12 protein-coding genes are annotated in these 17,748 nt (G+C 69.1%); 8 read left to right on the top strand and 4 right to left on the bottom strand.

The window, feature by feature from the left end:
* Positions 1 to 16 precede the first annotated feature (16 nt).
* The 4 genes from AB4Z09_RS20445 to AB4Z09_RS20430 all read left to right on the top strand — a co-directional run bounded on the left by AB4Z09_RS20445 (position 17) and on the right by AB4Z09_RS20430 (position 2,835).
* Positions 17 to 460 carry an SRPBCC family protein gene (locus AB4Z09_RS20445; RefSeq protein WP_174908023.1) on the top strand — a complete coding sequence of 148 codons (444 nt, stop codon included), beginning with the start codon at positions 17 to 19 and terminating at the stop codon, positions 458 to 460.
* Positions 461 to 648: 188 nt separating this feature from the next.
* A complete protein-coding gene (locus tag AB4Z09_RS20440) occupies positions 649 to 1,425 on the top strand; it encodes a thioesterase family protein (protein ID WP_442240555.1) in 777 nt (258 codons plus the stop codon).
* A 43-nt stretch (positions 1,426 to 1,468) separates the two neighbouring features.
* On the top strand, positions 1,469 to 2,227 hold the full coding sequence (locus AB4Z09_RS20435) for a LamB/YcsF family protein (protein WP_114723383.1): 759 nt from the start codon (positions 1,469 to 1,471) through the stop codon (positions 2,225 to 2,227).
* Complete coding sequence (locus AB4Z09_RS20430) at positions 2,227 to 2,835, top strand: 5-oxoprolinase subunit B family protein (RefSeq protein ID WP_114723384.1); 609 nt, start codon at positions 2,227 to 2,229, stop codon at positions 2,833 to 2,835. Before AB4Z09_RS20435 ends, AB4Z09_RS20430 begins: the two co-directional genes overlap by 1 nt.
* A gap of 2 nt (positions 2,836 to 2,837) precedes the next feature.
* Here the strand turns inward: AB4Z09_RS20430 and AB4Z09_RS20425 are convergent, their stop codons facing one another.
* Complete coding sequence (locus AB4Z09_RS20425) at positions 2,838 to 4,445, bottom strand: class I adenylate-forming enzyme family protein (RefSeq protein WP_254622785.1); 1,608 nt, start codon at positions 4,443 to 4,445, stop codon at positions 2,838 to 2,840.
* Between the two features lie 347 nt (positions 4,446 to 4,792).
* Between AB4Z09_RS20425 and AB4Z09_RS20420 the strand changes: the two genes are divergently transcribed.
* A complete protein-coding gene (locus tag AB4Z09_RS20420; RefSeq protein ID WP_442240551.1) occupies positions 4,793 to 7,948 on the top strand; it encodes an NAD-glutamate dehydrogenase domain-containing protein in 3,156 nt (1,051 codons plus the stop codon).
* Between the two features lie 39 nt (positions 7,949 to 7,987).
* Here the strand turns inward: AB4Z09_RS20420 and AB4Z09_RS20415 are convergent, their stop codons facing one another.
* A complete protein-coding gene (locus tag AB4Z09_RS20415; RefSeq protein WP_174908020.1) occupies positions 7,988 to 9,514 on the bottom strand; it encodes a PucR family transcriptional regulator in 1,527 nt (508 codons plus the stop codon).
* 141 nt (positions 9,515 to 9,655) lie between these two features.
* On the opposite strand from AB4Z09_RS20415, the gene gabT reads away from it, so the two are divergent.
* Together gabT and AB4Z09_RS20405 are read left to right on the top strand one after the other, a co-directional pair.
* Positions 9,656 to 11,002 carry a 4-aminobutyrate--2-oxoglutarate transaminase gene (gene gabT / locus AB4Z09_RS20410; protein ID WP_114723387.1) on the top strand — a complete coding sequence of 449 codons (1,347 nt, stop codon included), beginning with the start codon at positions 9,656 to 9,658 and terminating at the stop codon, positions 11,000 to 11,002.
* Between the two features lie 53 nt (positions 11,003 to 11,055).
* Positions 11,056 to 12,513, top strand: coding sequence for an NAD-dependent succinate-semialdehyde dehydrogenase (locus tag AB4Z09_RS20405; RefSeq protein WP_174908018.1), 1,458 nt, complete (start codon positions 11,056 to 11,058; stop codon positions 12,511 to 12,513).
* A 359-nt stretch (positions 12,514 to 12,872) separates the two neighbouring features.
* Here the strand turns inward: AB4Z09_RS20405 and AB4Z09_RS20400 are convergent, their stop codons facing one another.
* Positions 12,873 to 14,264, bottom strand: a complete 1,392-nt coding sequence (locus tag AB4Z09_RS20400) for an aspartate aminotransferase family protein (RefSeq protein WP_174908016.1) — start codon at positions 14,262 to 14,264, stop codon at positions 12,873 to 12,875.
* A gap of 20 nt (positions 14,265 to 14,284) precedes the next feature.
* Positions 14,285 to 15,796, bottom strand: a complete 1,512-nt coding sequence (locus tag AB4Z09_RS20395; protein WP_114723389.1) for a CoA-acylating methylmalonate-semialdehyde dehydrogenase — start codon at positions 15,794 to 15,796, stop codon at positions 14,285 to 14,287.
* Positions 15,797 to 15,923: 127 nt separating this feature from the next.
* Here AB4Z09_RS20395 and AB4Z09_RS20390 point away from each other — a divergent pair, with 127 nt between their 5' ends.
* The gene (locus AB4Z09_RS20390) at positions 15,924 to 17,564 is read left to right on the top strand and encodes a PucR family transcriptional regulator (RefSeq protein ID WP_174908014.1); all 1,641 of its coding nucleotides are present in this window, start codon (positions 15,924 to 15,926) and stop codon (positions 17,562 to 17,564) included.
* Positions 17,565 to 17,748: the final 184 nt, after the last annotated feature.

Below are 17,748 nucleotides of genomic sequence, written 5' to 3'. Positions count from 1 at the left end.
GAGAGAGGGACTCGAGATGGTTGACATTCTGCACAGGGTCGGGATCAAGTCGCCTTCCGTCGACGATGTCTACGCGGCGTTGACGACGGTCGACGGGCTTGCCGGCTGGTGGGCCAGCGACACAGACGGAGACGCGAACGTCGGAGGGACACTCCAGTTCCGCTTCGGAGCAGACGGTTTCGATATGAAGGTGATCGAGCTCCAGCCCGCGAAGCGAGTGCTCTGGGAGGTGATCGAAGGGCCCGAGGAATGGGTCGGCACCCGAGTGGTGTGGGACCTCCGACGCGACGGCGACTACACGGTCGTCCTCTTCACACACGAAGGGTGGAAGGAACCCGTGGAGTTCATGCACCATTGCAGCACCAAATGGGCACTCTTCCTGATGAGCCTGAAGGCGATGGTCGAAACCGGCACGGGCGCACCAGATCCTCGGGACGTCAAGATCGACAACTGGAACTAGTCTCGATCTCGTCTTGCACGACAACCCGGCTGCGTTCTACCGCCCCTGAGCCCGACCCGGGTAGTCGGATCCGGCCGGGCCGACGCGACGTTCTCCGCCTCACCCCCGATCGGGGGTGCCCGGATCGGTACTGCAGTCCTAGATTCAGTACCGATCCGCCGCGACCCCGAACCCGTAGGGAGAGACCGATTCACTACTTCGAGCGACTGTCCGAGACGGCCTTCCTCGCAACCAGCCACACCGGCGGCGCCTGGAACACCGAGGAACAGCACATCGCACCTGCCCTGGGGTTGCTGGCGCACGCAATCGAGACCGATCGCGATCGGCGCCGCGACGACCGCCCTGCCATCGGCCGACTGTCCTACGACATCCTCGGCACCCTCCCGATCGGCGTCGTGGAGACGTCCGTCCGCACGATCCGTGCCGGGCGCACGATCGAACTGGTCGAGGCGACGCTCGGCCACGACGGCCGCGCCGCCGTCGTCGCGCGGGCGTGGCTGATGCAGGCCTTCGAGACGCAGCCGTTCCACGCGAGTCCGTTCCCCGTCATCGCCGCGCCCGAGGACATGCCGTCGTGGGACGCGACGACGGTCTGGCCGGGAGGATTCATCGAGTCCGCGGACGTACGGCGGGACCAGATCGAACCCGGTCGCGCGTCGTTCTGGGTGCGGACCCCGGCGGACCTCGTCGCGAACGAGCAGGTCAGTTCCGTCGCGCGGACCGCCGGCCTGCTCGACATCGCCAACGGCATGACCACGCGTATCAGCCCGACCGACGTGGCCTTCCCCAATCTGGACCTCACCTTCCACCTGTTCGCCGAACCACACGGGGAATGGGTCGGTTTCGACACGAACGTGAGCTTCGGCGCAACCGGCATCGGACTCACGCACAGCGTCGTCAGTGACGTCCGCGGCCCGATCGGGACGTCGTCGCAGATCCTCACCGTCCGGCCGACCGCACGGTAGAAGCAGGTCCGCCGCGCGTCGGCCGCGGAACTAGGATCGAGTTGTGGCATACATCGACCTCAACAGCGATCTCGGCGAGAGTTACGGCGCGTGGACGCTCGGCGACGACGCGGCGATGCTGGGCCTCGTCACGAGCGCCAACATCGCGAGCGGGTTCCACGCCGGCGATCCCGCGACGCTGCTCCGCACATGCCGCGAGGCCGTCGCGCAGGGTGTGAGGATCGGCGCGCAGGTTGGCTACCGTGACCTCGCCGGCTTCGGACGCCGCTTCATCGACATCGCACCCGTCGACCTCACCGCCGAGGTGATCTACCAGATCGGGGCTCTCGACGCGTTGGCCCGTACTGTCGGCTCGTCGGTCACCTATGTCAAACCGCACGGCGCGCTGTACAACGCGATCGTCCACCACCGCGAACAGGCGCGTGCCGTGGTGGCTGCAGTCCGCGCGGTCGATGCGTCGTTGCCGGTACTCGGACTGCCCGGCTCCGTCTTCCTGGAGGAGGCCGAGAAGGCCGGGCTGCGCACCGTCACCGAGGCTTTCGCCGACCGCGCCTACACGCCCGCCGGCATCCTGGTTCCCCGGACCGAGGCCGGTGCCGTGCTGCACGACCCGGATGTTGTGGCCGACCGAGTGGTCCAGCTCGTCACGAGCGGCAGGGTGCACGCCGTCGACGGCTCGCAGGTGTCGATCGCGGCGGAAACCGTGTGCGTGCACGGCGACACACCGGAGGCAGTCGCGATGGCAGCGGCCATCCGCGCCCGCCTCGATACCGAACAGATCCATGTGAAACCGTTCATCTGATGCGGATCCTCGGCATGGGCGACCGGGCGCTGCTGGTCGAGTACGACGGACTCGACGCGGCGGTCGCGCACTTCTGTGGACTCGAGGCGCACCGCCACCCCGCCGTCACCGATCTGGTTCCGGCGGCCCGCACGATCCTGGTGCGGTTCCGCGATGCGCGCCCCGACAGCATCGCGACCTGGGTGCGCTCGACCGCGCCGATCGCGGACGACGCGATGTCCGCGGCCGATCCAGTCGCGGTCCCCGTCTGCTACGACGGGCCCGACCTGGCCGAGGTCGGCGATCGCACCGGTCTCAGTGTCGACGGGGTGATCGCCGCCCACACCGAGCGGACCTGGACGGTGGCCTTCGTCGGTTTCAGCCCCGGCTTCGGCTATCTCGTCGGCGGCGAGGACACCGGCCTGCACGTCCCCCGCCGCTCGTCGCCCCGCACCGAGGTCCCCGCCGGCGCCGTCGGGTTGGCCGGCGAGTTCACGGGGATCTATCCGCGTTCGTCACCGGGTGGCTGGCAACTGATCGGAACCACCCCCGAACGGATGTGGGACGTGGACCGCGACCCGCCCGCACTGCTGCAGCCGGGTACCGCGGTCCGCTTCGTCGCGGTCTGATGTCACACCCGGGACTGCACCGCGGTCCGTAGTTCGTGCTTGCGGGTCTTGCCGGTCGCGGTCTTGGGCAGCGCCTCGACGACGATGACACGCTTCGGTACCTGGAAGCCCGCCAACTGCTGCCGCGCGTGGTCGAGGATCCGGGCCTCGAGTCCGTCCTCGCCGGTATCGGGTACCGGGACTACGGCCACACACACCGCCTCTCCCCACCGCTCGTCCGGCACCCCGATCACCGAACATTCCAGCACTCCGGGCACATTGGCGACGACGCGTTCGACCTCGAGCGACGAGACGTTCTCGCCGCCGGACTTGATGATGTCCTTGAGTCGGTCGGTGAACCACACGACGCCCTCCTCGTCGATATGGCCTATGTCGCCGCTGTGGAACCACCCGTGGGCGAATGCCTTCGTGTTCGCCTCCATGTTGTTCCAGTAGCCGCTGCACACGTGCGGTCCGCGGTAGACGATCTCGCCGGTCTCCCCGGACGCCAGCAGGGTTCCGTCGGCGTCCATGATCGCCACCTCTACCGTCGGTACCGGCGGCCCCCACGAGCCGGGCTTGGTGGTCCGATGTTCGGGCCACTGCAGCACCGTCGCCGGCACCACCTCGGTCTGCCCCGACCCGAGGATCACCGCCGCGTTCGGGAAGGCGGCGTCCACTCGGTCGAGGACCTCGGCCGGCATCTGCGCCATCGCGTAGATGCACAGTCGGACCGACTCGAGGTTCCTCGGAGCGGCGGCGTTCACGTCGACCAGCGCCTTCCACATGATCGGTAGCAGCATCGCGTGCGTGACATCGTGCTTCTCGATCGCGTCGAGTACCACGGCTGGATCGAACCGTCCCGGGAGAACGACCCGCCCGCCGGTCATGAGCATCGGGAGCACGAGGGTGTTGAGTCCAGTGGTGTGGAACAGCGGCAGCACGTTCAGCAGGGTCGACGGCGAGTTCCCCCACGAACTACCCTGCATYAGCGCGTTCGTCAGGCCGGCAACCATCACCGAGACATGGCTGGTGAGAACACCTTTCGGATGGGATGTGGTACCGGAAGTGTAGAGGCACTGGACCAGGTCCCGATCCTCGACGATCACCTCGAGGCGGCCGTCGGCACCGCGGTCGACCACTGTTTCCCAACGCTGGACGGCGCGGCCCGCGATCTCGTCGACCGCCGCATCGACGACCACCACCGTGCGCACCGAGTCGAGTCGGGGCAGCGCCGCTTCGAGCAGCGGAACGAACGCGGCGTCGGCCACGACGACGGCGGCGCCCGCGTCGCACAGGATCCATTCGATGTCCTCGGCCGTCAGTGCGATGCTCACGGGCATCGCGACCAGCGCCGACTTCGCGCACGCGAAATACGTGGCCAGGAGCTTCCAGCCGTCGGCCATCAGCATCGCCACCGGCTGCTGCCGTTCGATCCCGGCGTCGAGAAATGCGCGTCCCAGGGCCTCCGCGGCATCGTCGAGTTCGCGGTAGGTGACCGGCCGCCCACGATCGATGACCGCCTCACGGCTTCCGAGCACGCGCGCGACCCGCGTCAACGCATCCCCCACACATACCCGGGCTGCGAGATTCAACTCCAACGAATCGATACCGGACAGATTGGATTTCACTGACGCGACCTTTCTTCGGCAGAAGCGGACCCGAGCAAACCCACGAACAAACGACCCGATCCACGACACCGAACAGGGCGTGAGATAGATCACTTCCGATGGGCTGCGGGCCAGCATTTCACTCGACACCCGAGAAAGCAAGCACTCATGCTTGTTTATCTCCGGTGGCCGGACGGCGCGTCCGGGACCGGCCGTACCTGCCGAACCATCGGAACGCGGATGTGCGTTTCGGTGGATCGCAGCCTCCAGCCTCGACAAACTGTCCAGTCGAAAATCCTTGCGAGCACGGCACACTCAGAGCGTCCAGGCCCGACGACTCAGACTCCGCCGACCGAACAAGGTGTGTGATGACCATCAGCAAGGGATCGATGACGCTCCCCTCCGCTCCGAACGCCGACAACCGCCCCCGCATGAAACTGGTCGCTCCCCGCGACGCTCCCGACGCCCCCGACGCCCCCGACACCATGGACGCGATCGTGGTGTGGCCGGGCGCACGACCGCCGTTGTCCGACGTCGCGAGGGACTTCGAGTGCTTCGGCCTTCGCATCGAGGAACACGAACCGATCGCCGCCCCGCGGCCGAGCGGCGAGCATGCCCCCGCGGACCGATTCCGCTTCAGCAGCCCCGACCGGACGTGGGCGGTCGACGCCACCGCACTGCTCGTCGACGCGTTCGAGACCGCGACCGCCGACGGCCTCGAGATCGACCGGTTCTGCATGCTCACCCCCGTCGCCGGCCTCAGCTGGCGCGACGTCGTGCTGGTTCGCTGCATGGTCCGCTACCTCCAGCAGGTCGGTCTCGGGTTCTCCGACACCTACCTCGTCGACACCCTGTTGCGCCACAACGCCTTCACCCACAGTGTCGTGGCACTGTTCCACGCCCGGTTCGACCCTGCACTGGCCGATCGCGACCGCGGGGTCACCGAGTTGCGGACACGACTGGGCACGCTCGTCGAGGAGGCGGCGACCCTCGACGAGGACCGGATCCTGCGCGCGCTGACGGGTTTCGTCGGGGCGGTGCTGCGGACCAACTGGTACCAGCGCACCGCGGACGGCCGGGTGAAGGAGCACGCCTCGTTCAAGCTCGACCCGTCGCGGCTGACGCAGCCCGGTCGCATCGTTCCGCACCGCGAGATCTTCGTCCGCGGCGGTGGCGTCGAGGGTGTCCACGTCCGGGCCGGTGAGGTCGCCCGCGGTGGACTGCGCTGGTCGGACCGACCGGAGAGCTACCGCACCGAGGTGTTGGGGCTGATGACCACCCAGACCGTGAAGAACTCGCCGATCGTCCCGACCGGAGCCAAGGGGTCGTACGTGCTGCTCGGCGGCGTCGCACCCGCCGAGGGGTACGCCGCGTTCATCCGCGGGCTGATGGACGTCACGGACAACCTGGTGGACGGCCGCGTCGTCCCGCCCGCCGATACCGTCATGTACGACGACGCCGACCCCTACCTGGTGGTCGCGGCCGACAAGGGCACGGCCCGGTTCTCGGACGTCGCGAATGCGGTTGCCGCCGAGTACGACTTCTGGCTAGGTGACGCGTTCGCCTCCGGCGGCTCCCGCGGCTACGACCACAAGGCGATGGGCATCACCGCCCGGGGCGCCTGGCTGTCGGTCCGTCGGCACTTCGCCGAACTGGGTGTCGACACCCAGACGGACCCGGTCACCGTCGCGGGCATCGGCGACATGTCCGGCGACGTGTTCGGCAACGGGATGCTGCTCTCGCGCACACTGCGACTAATCGCGGCCTTCGACCACCGGCACATCTTCCTGGACCCCGATCCGGACCCGGGCGCCTCATTCGAGCAGCGCCGCACACTGTTCGAGACGCCGGGCTCGAGTTGGGACGACTACCCGCGCGACGCCATCTCCGAGGGCGGCGGCGTCTGGCCGAGATCCGCCAAGCAGGTACCGCTGTCGCCGGCCGTTCGGGCGCGACTCGGCATCGACGCCGACGCACTCGCGCCGGCCGAGCTGATCCGGGCGATCCTCCGAGCGCCRGTGGATCTGCTGTGGAACGGCGGGGTCGGAACATACGTCAAGTGTTCGACCGAAACCGATGGGGATGCAGCCGATCCCGCGAACGACACCGTCCGCGTCGATGCAGCCGACATGCGCTGCCGGGTGGTGGGTGAAGGAGGCAACCTCGGCTTCACCCAGCGGGCTCGGATCGAGTTCGCCGTCCACGGCGGCCGCATCAACGCGGACTTCATCGACAACGCCGCCGGCGTGGCCACTTCCGACCGGGAGGTGAATCTCAAGATCGCGCTGGACGGCGCCGTCGCGGMGGGTGAGGTGAGCGAGGACGAGCGCCACGCACTGCTGGCCGAGTGCACCGCCGACGTGGCGGGCGCTGTCCTCGACGACTGCGCGAGCCAGACACTGGCAATCAGCCTCGCCGAGTCGCAGGCCGTGTCGCTGCTCGGACGGCACGATCGCCTGATCGTCAACCTGGAGGCGGTCGGCGGGCTGGACAGAACCCGCGCGGTGCTGCCGAGCAAGCAGGAACTGCGGCTGCGCACCGAAGCCGGACTCGGCCTGACCCGACCCGAAATCGCTACGTTGCTGGCACATTCGAAGAACACCGTGCGCGACGACCTGCTCCGCTCCGAGGTCCCCGACGAACCGATCTTCGCCCACCTGCTCGTCGACTACTTCCCGCCGTCGTTCCGTGACCGGGTTCCCGGTCACATCCACGAGCACCGATTGCGCCGAGAGATCATCGCGACGCAGATCGCGGACCAGTTGATCAATCACGTCGGGCCGGGTCTGATCTACCGGCTCGAGGAGCGACTCGGGGTGAGCACACCCCAGGTCGCGCTGGCGTACGCGGTGGTGGCGGAGCTGTTCGAGGTGGACGCGATGTGGGCCCGCGCCACCTCTGTCGTCGACCCCGCCGACCGCGACGCGTGGGGTCCGCTGCACGCGGTGCAGGCGCTCATCGAGCGCGCGTGTTCGTGGCTGCTGCGCAACCGGCCCGTGCCTCTCGACCCGCAGTCGGAGGTACGGCGGTACCGCGAGGGCGTCCGTCAACTGCTCGCGAAGTCCCTGCCCGCGACCGTCGTCGACGGCACGATCGCCGGCACCTCGCTGCCGCTGCTCGCCGAGGCGCTCCCGTTCGCGGAGAGCTCTCTCGCACTGGGGGTTCCGATCGACCGGGTGGCAGACGCCTACCTGACGCTGGGAGACGACCTGGGCATCTTCCGTGTCGTCGATCGCCTGGAGCACTGGCCCCGGCGGGCGTACTGGGACACGCTCGCAACGGCGGCGCTGCGGGACGAGATCTCCGGGCGACTGCACGCACTGGCCGGCTCCGTCGCGACGCACGGATGCGACGGCGAGTCCCCCGGCGACCGGACGGCGCGGTGGCGCGCACAGCACGAGCCGGTGGTCGCCCGGCTGCGCCGGATCGTGGTCGAGGCCCAGGCCGACGGCGACATCGACCTGGCGCGGGCGTGCACGATCAGCGCGGAGCTCGCGACCGCGCTCGCCGCGGTAGCGCAGTAGTCCACTGCCCGCGTGGCGCCCGGAACCTCGGTCCGGGCGCTACGCCTGGGACGCGATGATCGCCAGGAGCAACTCCGCGCGCACCCGGGCGACGTCGAGTCGGCAGTCCAGCAGGGACTCGATCTTCGCGATCCGGCTCCGCAGGGTGTGCCGATGGACGCCCAGCACGTTTGCCGCCGACTCCCAGTGCCCGTTCGCCTCGAGGAACGCACGCAGCGAGGCGACCAGTTCGGTTCCGTGGTCACGATCGTGGTCGGCGAGCGGAGTGATCATCGTGTCGGCGACCGACCGCAGTACCTGACGGGTCGAGTCGAACGTGAGCAGCGCGCTGCCCGTCAGTGCCGAGAACTCGAGCGGTGCGGCGCCGGCTCCGGCCGCCGATGCCGCCAGCTGCGCCTGGTCGATCGCCTCCGCGAAGCGCTCGACGGGCAGCGGACCGCTCAGACCGATCCGCGCGGACCGGCGGACGGACTCCCCCGCGCCGGCGAGCAGTGTCCTCGCGAACGCGACGTCGTCGGTTCCGCGCAGCAGCACCGTCATTCGTCCCTCGGTCCGCCGCAGGAACAGCGGTCGACCCGCCTCGTTCATGGCCGAGGCGATCGAGGACGCGACCGCCTCGGCGTCCCCCGACGACGGGCAGACCCCGGCCAGGGCGCGGACGAAGCCACGGTCGTCCGCGGCCGGCGCGAGTTGTTCACGGGCCGGCTCCAGATCGATGTCCTCCGAGAGCAGCAGCCCGAGGATCTGACTGTTGAGCTGGTTCTGGGCAGCCCGCAGCCGCACCGGCTTCTCGAAGTCGAGCGCCAGCAACGAGTTGGCGTGGCCCAGCAGAACCTGGTCGACGGAGCCGAGCGGCTTGGGGCTCACCACCGCGAGACAGCCGTGGAGGCTGTTGCCCAGCCCGATCCGTTGAACGGTCATCGAGTGGCCCGAATGTGCTTGGGCGACAATGCTCGACGCAGCCTCCGACACCGAGTCGATCAGGTCGGACACCTCCGTCACCGTCTCACCGTCCACGTTCGTCGGATGGCGCTCGAGGAGCCGACCGCGGCGGTCGAAGAGCAGGGCCGTCGCATCGGTCGCCACGGCGAGCTCCCGCACGATGGCACGGGCGCCGCCCTGGACCACGGCCCGCGTCATCCGCGGCTGGGCGCGGGACGCTCGCAGGAGTGCGTCGTAACGCTGCTCGGCCAGGCAGTCCATGACCCGCTTCGTGACGGCCGCGAACGGAGTGGGCAGCGGCACCTCCAGCAGCGGCAGTCCGGTCTCGTCGGCCGCCGCGATCAGCGCCTCCGGGATCTCGGAGTGAGTCAGTCCCACCCCGAAGCCGACCGCCGCAACCCCGGCGTCGAACAGACGGCGCAGGTAGTCCCGGTAGCCGTCCACCGCGGACGGAGCCCCGAGCCCCGTCGTCAGCAGCAATTCGCCACCCGAGAGCCACGGCGACGGGTCCGACAGTTCGGTCGTGATCGCGAACTCGATGTCGCGGTCGAGTCCGGAAGCACCACCGCGCAGGCGCAGGGACAACTCCGGCTGCGCCAGCACCCACCGGACGGTCACGCTCATCTCAACTCCTGACCCGGCCCGAGTGCGGTCCGAAATGGTGAATCGTGGGCAGTCCCCCACTCCATTCTGGCAGGTGATCCGCGCTCCACGGCGACCCAGAATAGAACCAGTCAGATCTTCACGACAGGGGTCCTCCACGATATGAACACCACCACCATCGCTTACCGGCTTCCGCAGAAGCGCAACCTCGTCACCGAACTGCCCGGTCCGAACTCGCGAGCACTCACGGAGCGCCGCCGCGCCAGCGTCGCGGCAGGGGTCGGGTCCAGCGTCCCGGTCTACACCGCCGACGCCGACGGCGGTGTGATCGTCGACGTCGACGGAAACTCGCTCGTCGACCTGGGCTCGGGCATCGCGGTCACAAATGTCGGCGCGTCGAATCCCGCCGTCGTCGATGCCGTGCGCGACCAGGCCGGACGCTTCACCCACACGTGCTTCATGGTCACGCCCTACGAGGGATACGTGCAGGTTGCCGAGGAGCTTGCGGCGCTCACGCCGGGCGACCACGAGAAGCGCACCGTGCTGTTCAACTCCGGCGCCGAGGCCGTGGAGAACGCGATCAAGGTCGCGCGTCTGGCGACCGGGCGCACCGCCGTCGTCGCGTTCGACCACGCCTACCACGGCCGCACCAACCTGACGATGGCGCTGACCGCGAAGTCGATGCCGTACAAGGCACACTTCGGTCCGTTCGCCCCCGAGGTGTACCGGATGCCGATGTCGTACCCGTTCCGGGACGAGCGCGGACTGACGGGCCCGGAGGCGGCGCAGCGTGCGATCACCCAGATCGAGAAGCAGATCGGTGCTGATTCGCTCGCCGCGATCATCATCGAACCGATCCAGGGCGAGGGCGGGTTCATCGTTCCCGCAGAGGGATTCCTGCCGACGCTCGCCACGTGGGCGCGCGCCAACGGAGTCGTCTTCATCGCCGACGAGGTCCAGACCGGGTTCGCCCGCACGGGGTCGTGGTTCGCGTGCGACCACGAAGAGGTGGTGCCGGACATCATCACCATGGCCAAGGGCATCGCCGGCGGACTTCCGCTGTCCGCGATCACGGGCCGCGCCGAACTGCTCGACAAGGTGCACGCCGGCGGCCTCGGTGGCACCTACGGCGGCAACCCGATCGCGTGTGCCGCGGCGCTCGCGGCGATCGACACGATGCGCGAACTCGACCTTCCCGCGCGGGCCCGCCACATCGAGGAGGTCGTGACGACCCGCCTGCGGAAGCTGGCCGAGGAGATCCCCGCGATCGGCGAGGTCCGCGGCCGCGGCGCCATGCTGGCGATGGAGTTCGTGGTGCCGGGCACCACCGAGCCGGATGCCGAGTTGACGCGCAAGGTCGTCGCGTACGCGCTCGAACAGGGCGTCATCCTGCTGACCTGCGGCACGTACGGCAACGTGGTGCGCCTGCTGCCGCCGCTCGTCATCGGCGACGATCTGCTCACCGACGCGCTCGACGTGATCGAGGACGCCGTCCGCGCCTCGGTGTGATCACCGAACGTCATTGACGCTCACTCCACTTTGGACCTACCGGAAGCAGAACGATGATTGATGTCTCCACCCTCGTCTCCCGCGTCCCGACCGGGCTGTGGATCGACGGCGAGTCCACCGCGCCGGTCGGCGGCGGCACGTTCCCGGTGTTCGATCCGGCCACCGGTGAGGCACTGACGACGGTTGCCGATGCCGGCGCCGACGACGCCATCCGCGCACTCGACGTGGCGTGCCGCGTCCAGGCCGAGTGGGCGGCCACCTCCCCGCGCGAGCGATCCGTGATCCTCCGCCGGGCCTGGGAACTCGTCGTCGAGCGGACCGAGGAACTGGCACTGCTGATGACGGCCGAGATGGGAAAGGCCCTGCCGGAGAGCCGCAGTGAGGTCGCGTACGGGGCCGAGTTCCTGCGCTGGTTCAGCGAGGAGGCGGTTCGAATCCAGGGCCGCTCGACGCGATCGCCGGGCGGCGCCGGCCGAATCCTCGTCAACAAGGTGCCGGTGGGCCCCTGCCTGGCGATCACCCCGTGGAACTTCCCGCTCGCCATGGGCACCCGCAAGATCGGCCCCGCGCTCGCCGCGGGCTGCACGATGATCGTCAAGCCCGCCGCGGAGACGCCGCTGACGATGCTGGCGTTCGCGGAGATCCTCGCCGAAGCGGGTCTGCCGGCCGGTGTGGTCTCGGTGCTGCCGACGTCGGACGCCGCCGCGGTGTCCGGGCCGCTGCTCGCCGATCCCCGCCTGCGCAAGGTCACCTTCACCGGCTCCACCCCCGTGGGCCGCGTGCTCATCGAGCAGTCCGCCCGCAACGTCCTGCGCACGTCGATGGAGCTGGGCGGGAACGCGCCGTTCATCGTGTTCGACGACGCGGACCTGGACGCGGCGCTCGACGGGGCGATGGCCGCCAAGATGCGCAACGGCGGCGAGGCGTGCACCGCGGCGAACCGAATCATGGTGGCCAACTCGGTCCGTGAGGAGTTCACCGCGAGGCTCACCGAGCGGATCGCCGCACTGAAGCTCGGCCCCGGGCACGAGCCCGGCGTCGACGTCGGACCGCTCGTGAGCGCCAAGCAGCGCGCGAGCGTGGCGGCACTCGTCGACGAGGCGGTCGCGGCGGGCGCCCGGGTGCGCACCGGCGGCCGGACCGTCGACGGCCCCGGCTTCTTCTTCGAGCCGACCGTCCTCGACCAGGTGCCGACCGACTCGCGCATCGTCCGCGACGAGATCTTCGGTCCGGTCGCCGCGATCACCGGGTTCGACACCGAAGAGGAGGCGATCGCCGCGGCCAACGAAACCGAATACGGTCTCGCCGCATACATTTTCACGCAGAACCTCGACCGGGCCCTGCGGGTGGCCGACGCGCTCGAGTCGGGCATGGTGGGAGTCAACCGCGGCGTCGTCTCCGACGTCGCCGCACCGTTCGGCGGAGTCAAGCAGTCCGGGCTGGGCAGCGAGGGTGGCGTCGAAGGCATCGACGAGTACCTCGACACCAAGTACATCGGGTTCACGGCCTGACCCGACAACGCAACGAAGAAGGCCGGAGGCTCTGCCTCCGGCCTTCTTCGTTGTGTGCCCGGACTACATGAACAGAGTCGCGGCGCCGATGGCAGCTCCCACGAGGGCAGCGATCGCCGAGACGAGGCCGGCGACAGCGCCGATCTGACCGAGCTGAGTGGTGGACGAACCCATGGAATTACTCCTTCTGTCTTCGATCTTGTTCAGAACTTCCTGGGGCAGCCCGGCAGGCTGCCCTGCACCGATGTGCCGTGTCTGCCTTCCTCCTTCCACCGGATAGCCCGGGCGACAGGCCGATCCGCCCCTGGAGACGCCATGGACTCCAGGGGCGGATCGGCTGGATCACTGATCCGGTCGGATCACCGACCGGCGTGGTTGTCCGCGATATCGAACGCGGCGTCGAGGATCGCGAGCCCCTCGCGCACCTCGGTCTCGGTGACGGTGCACGGTGGTACCGCGTGGATCCGGTTGAAGTTGGCGAACGGCAGCAGTCCGCCGGACTTGCACGCCGCGATGACCTCGTTCATCGCCGGACTCGACCCGCCGTACGGTGCCAGCGGTTCCCTGGTGGCGCGGTCGGCGACCAGTTCGATCGCCCAGAACACACCGAGCCCGCGCACCTCACCGATCGACGGGTGCCGCTCCGCGAGTGCGCGCAGACCCGGGCCGAGGATCTCGGCGCCGATCCGGGCGGCGTTGTCGACGACGCCCTCGTCCTCCATCGCCTCGATCGTCGCGACGGCCGCTGCCGTCGCCAGCGGGTGACCCGAGTACGTCAGGCCGCCGGGGTACGCACGATCGGCGAACGTGGCGGCGATCTTCGCGCTGATCGCCACGCCACCGAGCGGGACGTACCCCGAGTTGACACCCTTGGCGAAGGTGATGAGGTCCGGCACCACGTCGAAATGATCGATGGCGAACCACTTTCCGGTCCGCCCGAATCCGGCCATCACCTCGTCCGCAATGAAGACGATCCCGTAGCGGTCACAGATCTCCCGGACCCCGGCCATGTAGCCCGGCGGCGGGACCATGATCCCGGCCGTGCCGGGGACCGACTCGAGGACGATCGCCGCGATCGTGTCGGGGCCCTCCAGTCGGACGACACGATCGAGGTGCTCGAGGGCGCGCTCGGTCTCCTGCGCCTCGTTCTCCGAGTGGAACGCCGACCGGTAGAGGAACGGGCCGTCGAAGTGCACGACACCGCTGTTGCCGTAGTCGTTGGGCCAGCGGCGGGGATCTCCGGTGAGGTTGATCGCGGTGTCGGTGCCGCCGTGGTACGAGCGGTACCGCGACAGCACCTTGTAGCGGCCTGTGTGCAGCCGCGCCATCCGCACCGCGTGCTCGTTCGCATCGGCGCCGCCGTTGGTGAAGAACACCTTGTCCAGGTCGCCGGGGGTGCGCTCGGCGATCAACCGGGCGGCCTCCGAACGCGCGTCGTTGACGTACTGCGGAGCGATGGTGCACAGCTTCGCAGCCTGGCGCTGCACCGCCTCGACCACCCGGGGGTGCTGATGCCCGATGTTGGTGTTGACCAACTGGGAGGAGAAGTCCAGCAGTCGGTTTCCGGCGCCGTCCCACACGTACGAGCCCTCGGCGGCGAGGATGGTCATCGGCGCGATCTGCGCCTGCGCGGACCACGAGTGGAAGACGTGCGCGCGGTCGAGCGCGTAGGCACGCTCGCCGTCGGCGCGCGCGGCGGACAGATCCTGGCCGGACGGAAGAACGACGGGGCCGTCGGTTGTCATCGTCATGTCGGGTGTCCCTTTCCGGCTCAGTTGTTCTGCGGGAAGCCGAGGTTGATGCCACCGTGGCTGGGGTCGAGCCAACGGGTGGTGACGACCTTGCCGCGAGTGAAGAAGTGGACGCCTTCGGCGCCGTGGGCGTGGGTGTCGCCGAACAGCGAACTCTTCCAGCCGCCGAAGCTGTAGTACGCCATCGGAACCGGGATCGGGACGTTGATGCCGACCATGCCGACCTCGACCTCGTTCTGGAAGCGGCGTGCCGCACCACCGTCGTTGGTGAAGATCGCGGTGCCGTTGCCGTACTGGTTCGAGTTCACCAGAGCGAGGGCCTCGTCGTAGGACTCGACGCGGACCACCGAGAGCACCGGGCCGAAGATCTCGTCGGTGTAGACGCTCATGTCGGGGGTGACGTGGTCGAGCAGCGTGGGGCCGAGCCAGAAGCCGTCCGCTCCCCCGTTCGCCTCGATGCCGCGACCGTCCACGACGACGGCCGCGCCGGCCGCTTCCCCGGCGTCGACGTACGACGCGACGCGGTCGCGGTGCGCCTTGGTCACCAGGGGACCCATGTCCACCGCACGGGTGCCGTCACCGGTCTGGAGGGCCCGCGTGCGCTCGGCGATCTTGCCGACCAACTCGTCGGCTACGTCACCGACCGCGACCATCACGGAGATGGCCATGCAGCGCTCACCAGCAGACCCGAAGCCGGCGTTCACCATCGCGTCCGCCGCCAGGTCGAGGTCGGCGTCGGGCAGCACGATCGCGTGGTTCTTCGCGCCGCCGAGCGCCTGCACCCGCTTGCCGTGCGCGGTGCCGGTGGCGTAGACGTACTGCGCGATCGGGGTCGAGCCGACGAACGAGATCGCCTTGATGTCCGGGGAGGTGAGCAGCTCGTCGACCGCGGTCTTGTCGCCCTGCAAGACGTTGAAGACACCGGCGGGCAGACCTGCCTCGGCCCACAGCTCGGCCATCCAGATCGATGCGGTCGGATCCTTCTCGGACGGCTTGAGGACCACCGTGTTGCCGGTCGCGACGGCGATCGGGAAGAACCACATCGGGACCATCGCCGGGAAGTTGAACGGGGAGATGATCGCGACCGGGCCCACCGGCTGACGGATCGACGCCACGTCCACCGACGTGGACGCGTTCTCGGTCATCCCACCCTTGAGAAGATGCGCAATGCCGCAGGCGAATTCGACGACCTCCTGGCCGCGAGTCACCTCACCCAGCGCGTCGGAGACCACCTTGCCGTGCTCGGCCGTGATGATCTCGGCGAGCTCGTGCTTGCGCTCGTTGAGCAGCTCCCGGAACCTGAACAGCACAGCGGTGCGCTTGGCGAGCGAACTGTCCCGCCACGCCGGGAACGCCGCCGACGCCGCCGCGATCACCGTGCGCGCGTCCGCCACACTCGCGAGCGCGACCCGGCCCGTCACGGCGCCGGTCGCCGGATTCGTGACCGGGGCGGTGTCGCCGCTCGTACCGGCGAAGCTCTTGCCGTCGGACCAGTGCGCGATCGTCCGTGCCGCGCCGTCGCTGTGGGTCATGAATGGAGTCCTGTCTGAGTGGATCGACACGCGCGATCACGCGTGCTGCTTCCACTGTCTGCGCTTCACCGCCTCCCGCAGGCCTGCACTCTGTAAGAGAATCCGACTTGCGCTTTACACTTCGTAAATGCAGCCGACGGTCCGCGACATTCTCGACCTCCCCGTCCTCCAGCGGGGCGAACCGGAGGTGGTCGGGGGCGGCTCCCTCGACCGCCGGGTCCGATGGGTACACGTCAGCGATCTGTACGACCTTTCGAACCTGCTCCAGGGCGGTGAACTGGTCCTCACCACGGGGCGCGCGCTCGTCGACGACCCCGTCGGTTACCTCGAAGGCCTGGCCGCCGCCAACGCGATCGGCCTGGTCGTCGAGCTCGGTCTGCACGTCGACGCAATCCCGCCGGAGGCCGCCGAGGCCGCCGACCGACTCGCTCTGCCCGTCGTCGCACTGCACCGGGAGGTCCGATTCGTCGAGGTCACCGAGGAGGTGCATCGCTCGATCGTGGCCGACCAGTACGCGGAGGTGGCCTTCGCCCGCAACACGCACGAGGCGTTCACCGACCTGAGCATGAAGCGGGCGTCGCCCGGCGAGATCGTCGATGCCGCCGCCGACATCCTCGATGCACCGGTTGTCCTCGAGGACCTCGCACGGCAGGTCCTCGCCTTCGCCGCGCAGGACGTCGAGACCGCGGAACTGCTGTCGGATTGGGAACGCCGGTCGCGACTGACGCCCGTCTCGCACGAGACCGAGGTCTGCGGTCCGGAATCCTGGATCACCACCCCGGTGGGCGCCCATCGCCAGGAGTGGGGCCGACTGGTCGCTCCCCGCCCGATCGGGAACGACGCACGCACCCGGATGACCCTCGAACGCGCGGCGCAGGCACTCGCACTCGGCCGGATGGTCGAACGCGAGGGCACCGCACTCGAGCAGCAGGCGCAGAGCGGCCTGGTCGATGAACTGCGCCGCGGTCGCATCCAGGACGAAGCCGAGGCCACCGCCCGCGCGCATGCCCTGGGGCTGCGCCCCGCGCTGACATATCTGCCCGTGACCATCCGCGTCAGTGAAACACCCAGCGCCGACCAGGTTTTCACACAGCGCCGGCGGGTTCGGATGCTCGACGCCATCCGTCACGCCGTGCGGACGTCACGGCTGACGGCGCTCACGACCAATCCCCGGACCGGATGGTTCGACCTCCTGGTCTCGCAACCCCCGAGCGGCTCCGGCCCCGACGCCCTGCACTCCTTGTGCACCGAGATCCACGCCGCGCTCGGCCGGATCGACGGCGTCGTGCGGTGCACCGTCGGCGTCGGCCCGGACTCGACGCGCCTGCTGGACGCGGCAGGGGGCCTCGCCGAGTCGGCGCACATCGCCGACGTCGCGCAGTCGCTGCCGCAGGACGGCAAGGTCTGTCACCGCTCCGCGGACATCCGACTACGCGGGCTGATCGCCCTGATCCGCACGGATCAGCGCGTGCAGGCCTTCGCCGAGGCCGAACTGCGCGGACTGCTCGAGCACCGCGCACGGCACGACGACGACCTGTTGGACGTGTTGCGCGCCTACCTCGAACTCGGCGGCAACAAGGCCGAACTCGCCAAGCGACTGCGGATTTCGCGCCCCACCCTGTACGCCAAGCTCGCGACCGTCGAACGACTCCTCGGCGTGGACCTCGACGACGCCGAGTCCCGAACGTCGCTGCACACCGCCGTACTGATCCTCGACAGTCATGCCAGCGCACCGACACGGGCCGCGCGCACCTCGCGCGACGCCTGAGACCCGGACACGGAGAAAGGCCCCCGGTACCCAAGCTTGGGTTCACGCGGTCGTCGCAACACTCTCGATGTGAGGGGTTGCGGCGACCGTGTCGTTTTCGGAGGACTGTGCTCGGTTCGGTGATCGGTTGGTGGGTTTGGTTGATTCCGGTGTGTCGGTGAAGGATGCCGCGGCGGCGTTGGGG

Origin of the sequence: Rhodococcus sp. TAF43 (assembly GCF_052113525.1) — a bacterium.
In the GTDB taxonomy this organism is placed as follows: domain Bacteria; phylum Actinomycetota; class Actinomycetes; order Mycobacteriales; family Mycobacteriaceae; genus Prescottella.
This window is presented reverse-complemented; position numbering and strand designations above follow the sequence as displayed.

Bases quoted from the DNA above. Each gene is read 5' to 3' on its own strand.
- AB4Z09_RS20445 (WP_174908023.1), top strand. From the start codon at position 17: ATGGTTGACATTCTGCACAGGGTCGGGATCAAGTCGCCTTCCGTCGAC.
- AB4Z09_RS20430 (WP_114723384.1), top strand. From the start codon at position 2,227: ATGCGGATCCTCGGCATGGGCGACCGGGCGCTGCTGGTCGAGTACGAC.
- AB4Z09_RS20415 (WP_174908020.1), bottom strand. From the start codon at position 9,514: ATGAGCGTGACCGTCCGGTGGGTGCTGGCGCAGCCGGAGTTGTCCCTG.
- gabT (WP_114723387.1), top strand. From the start codon at position 9,656: ATGAACACCACCACCATCGCTTACCGGCTTCCGCAGAAGCGCAACCTC.
- AB4Z09_RS20405 (WP_174908018.1), top strand. From the start codon at position 11,056: ATGATTGATGTCTCCACCCTCGTCTCCCGCGTCCCGACCGGGCTGTGG.
- AB4Z09_RS20400 (WP_174908016.1), bottom strand. From the start codon at position 14,264: ATGACGATGACAACCGACGGCCCCGTCGTTCTTCCGTCCGGCCAGGAT.
- AB4Z09_RS20395 (WP_114723389.1), bottom strand. From the start codon at position 15,796: ATGACCCACAGCGACGGCGCGGCACGGACGATCGCGCACTGGTCCGAC.
- AB4Z09_RS20390 (WP_174908014.1), top strand. From the start codon at position 15,924: ATGCAGCCGACGGTCCGCGACATTCTCGACCTCCCCGTCCTCCAGCGG.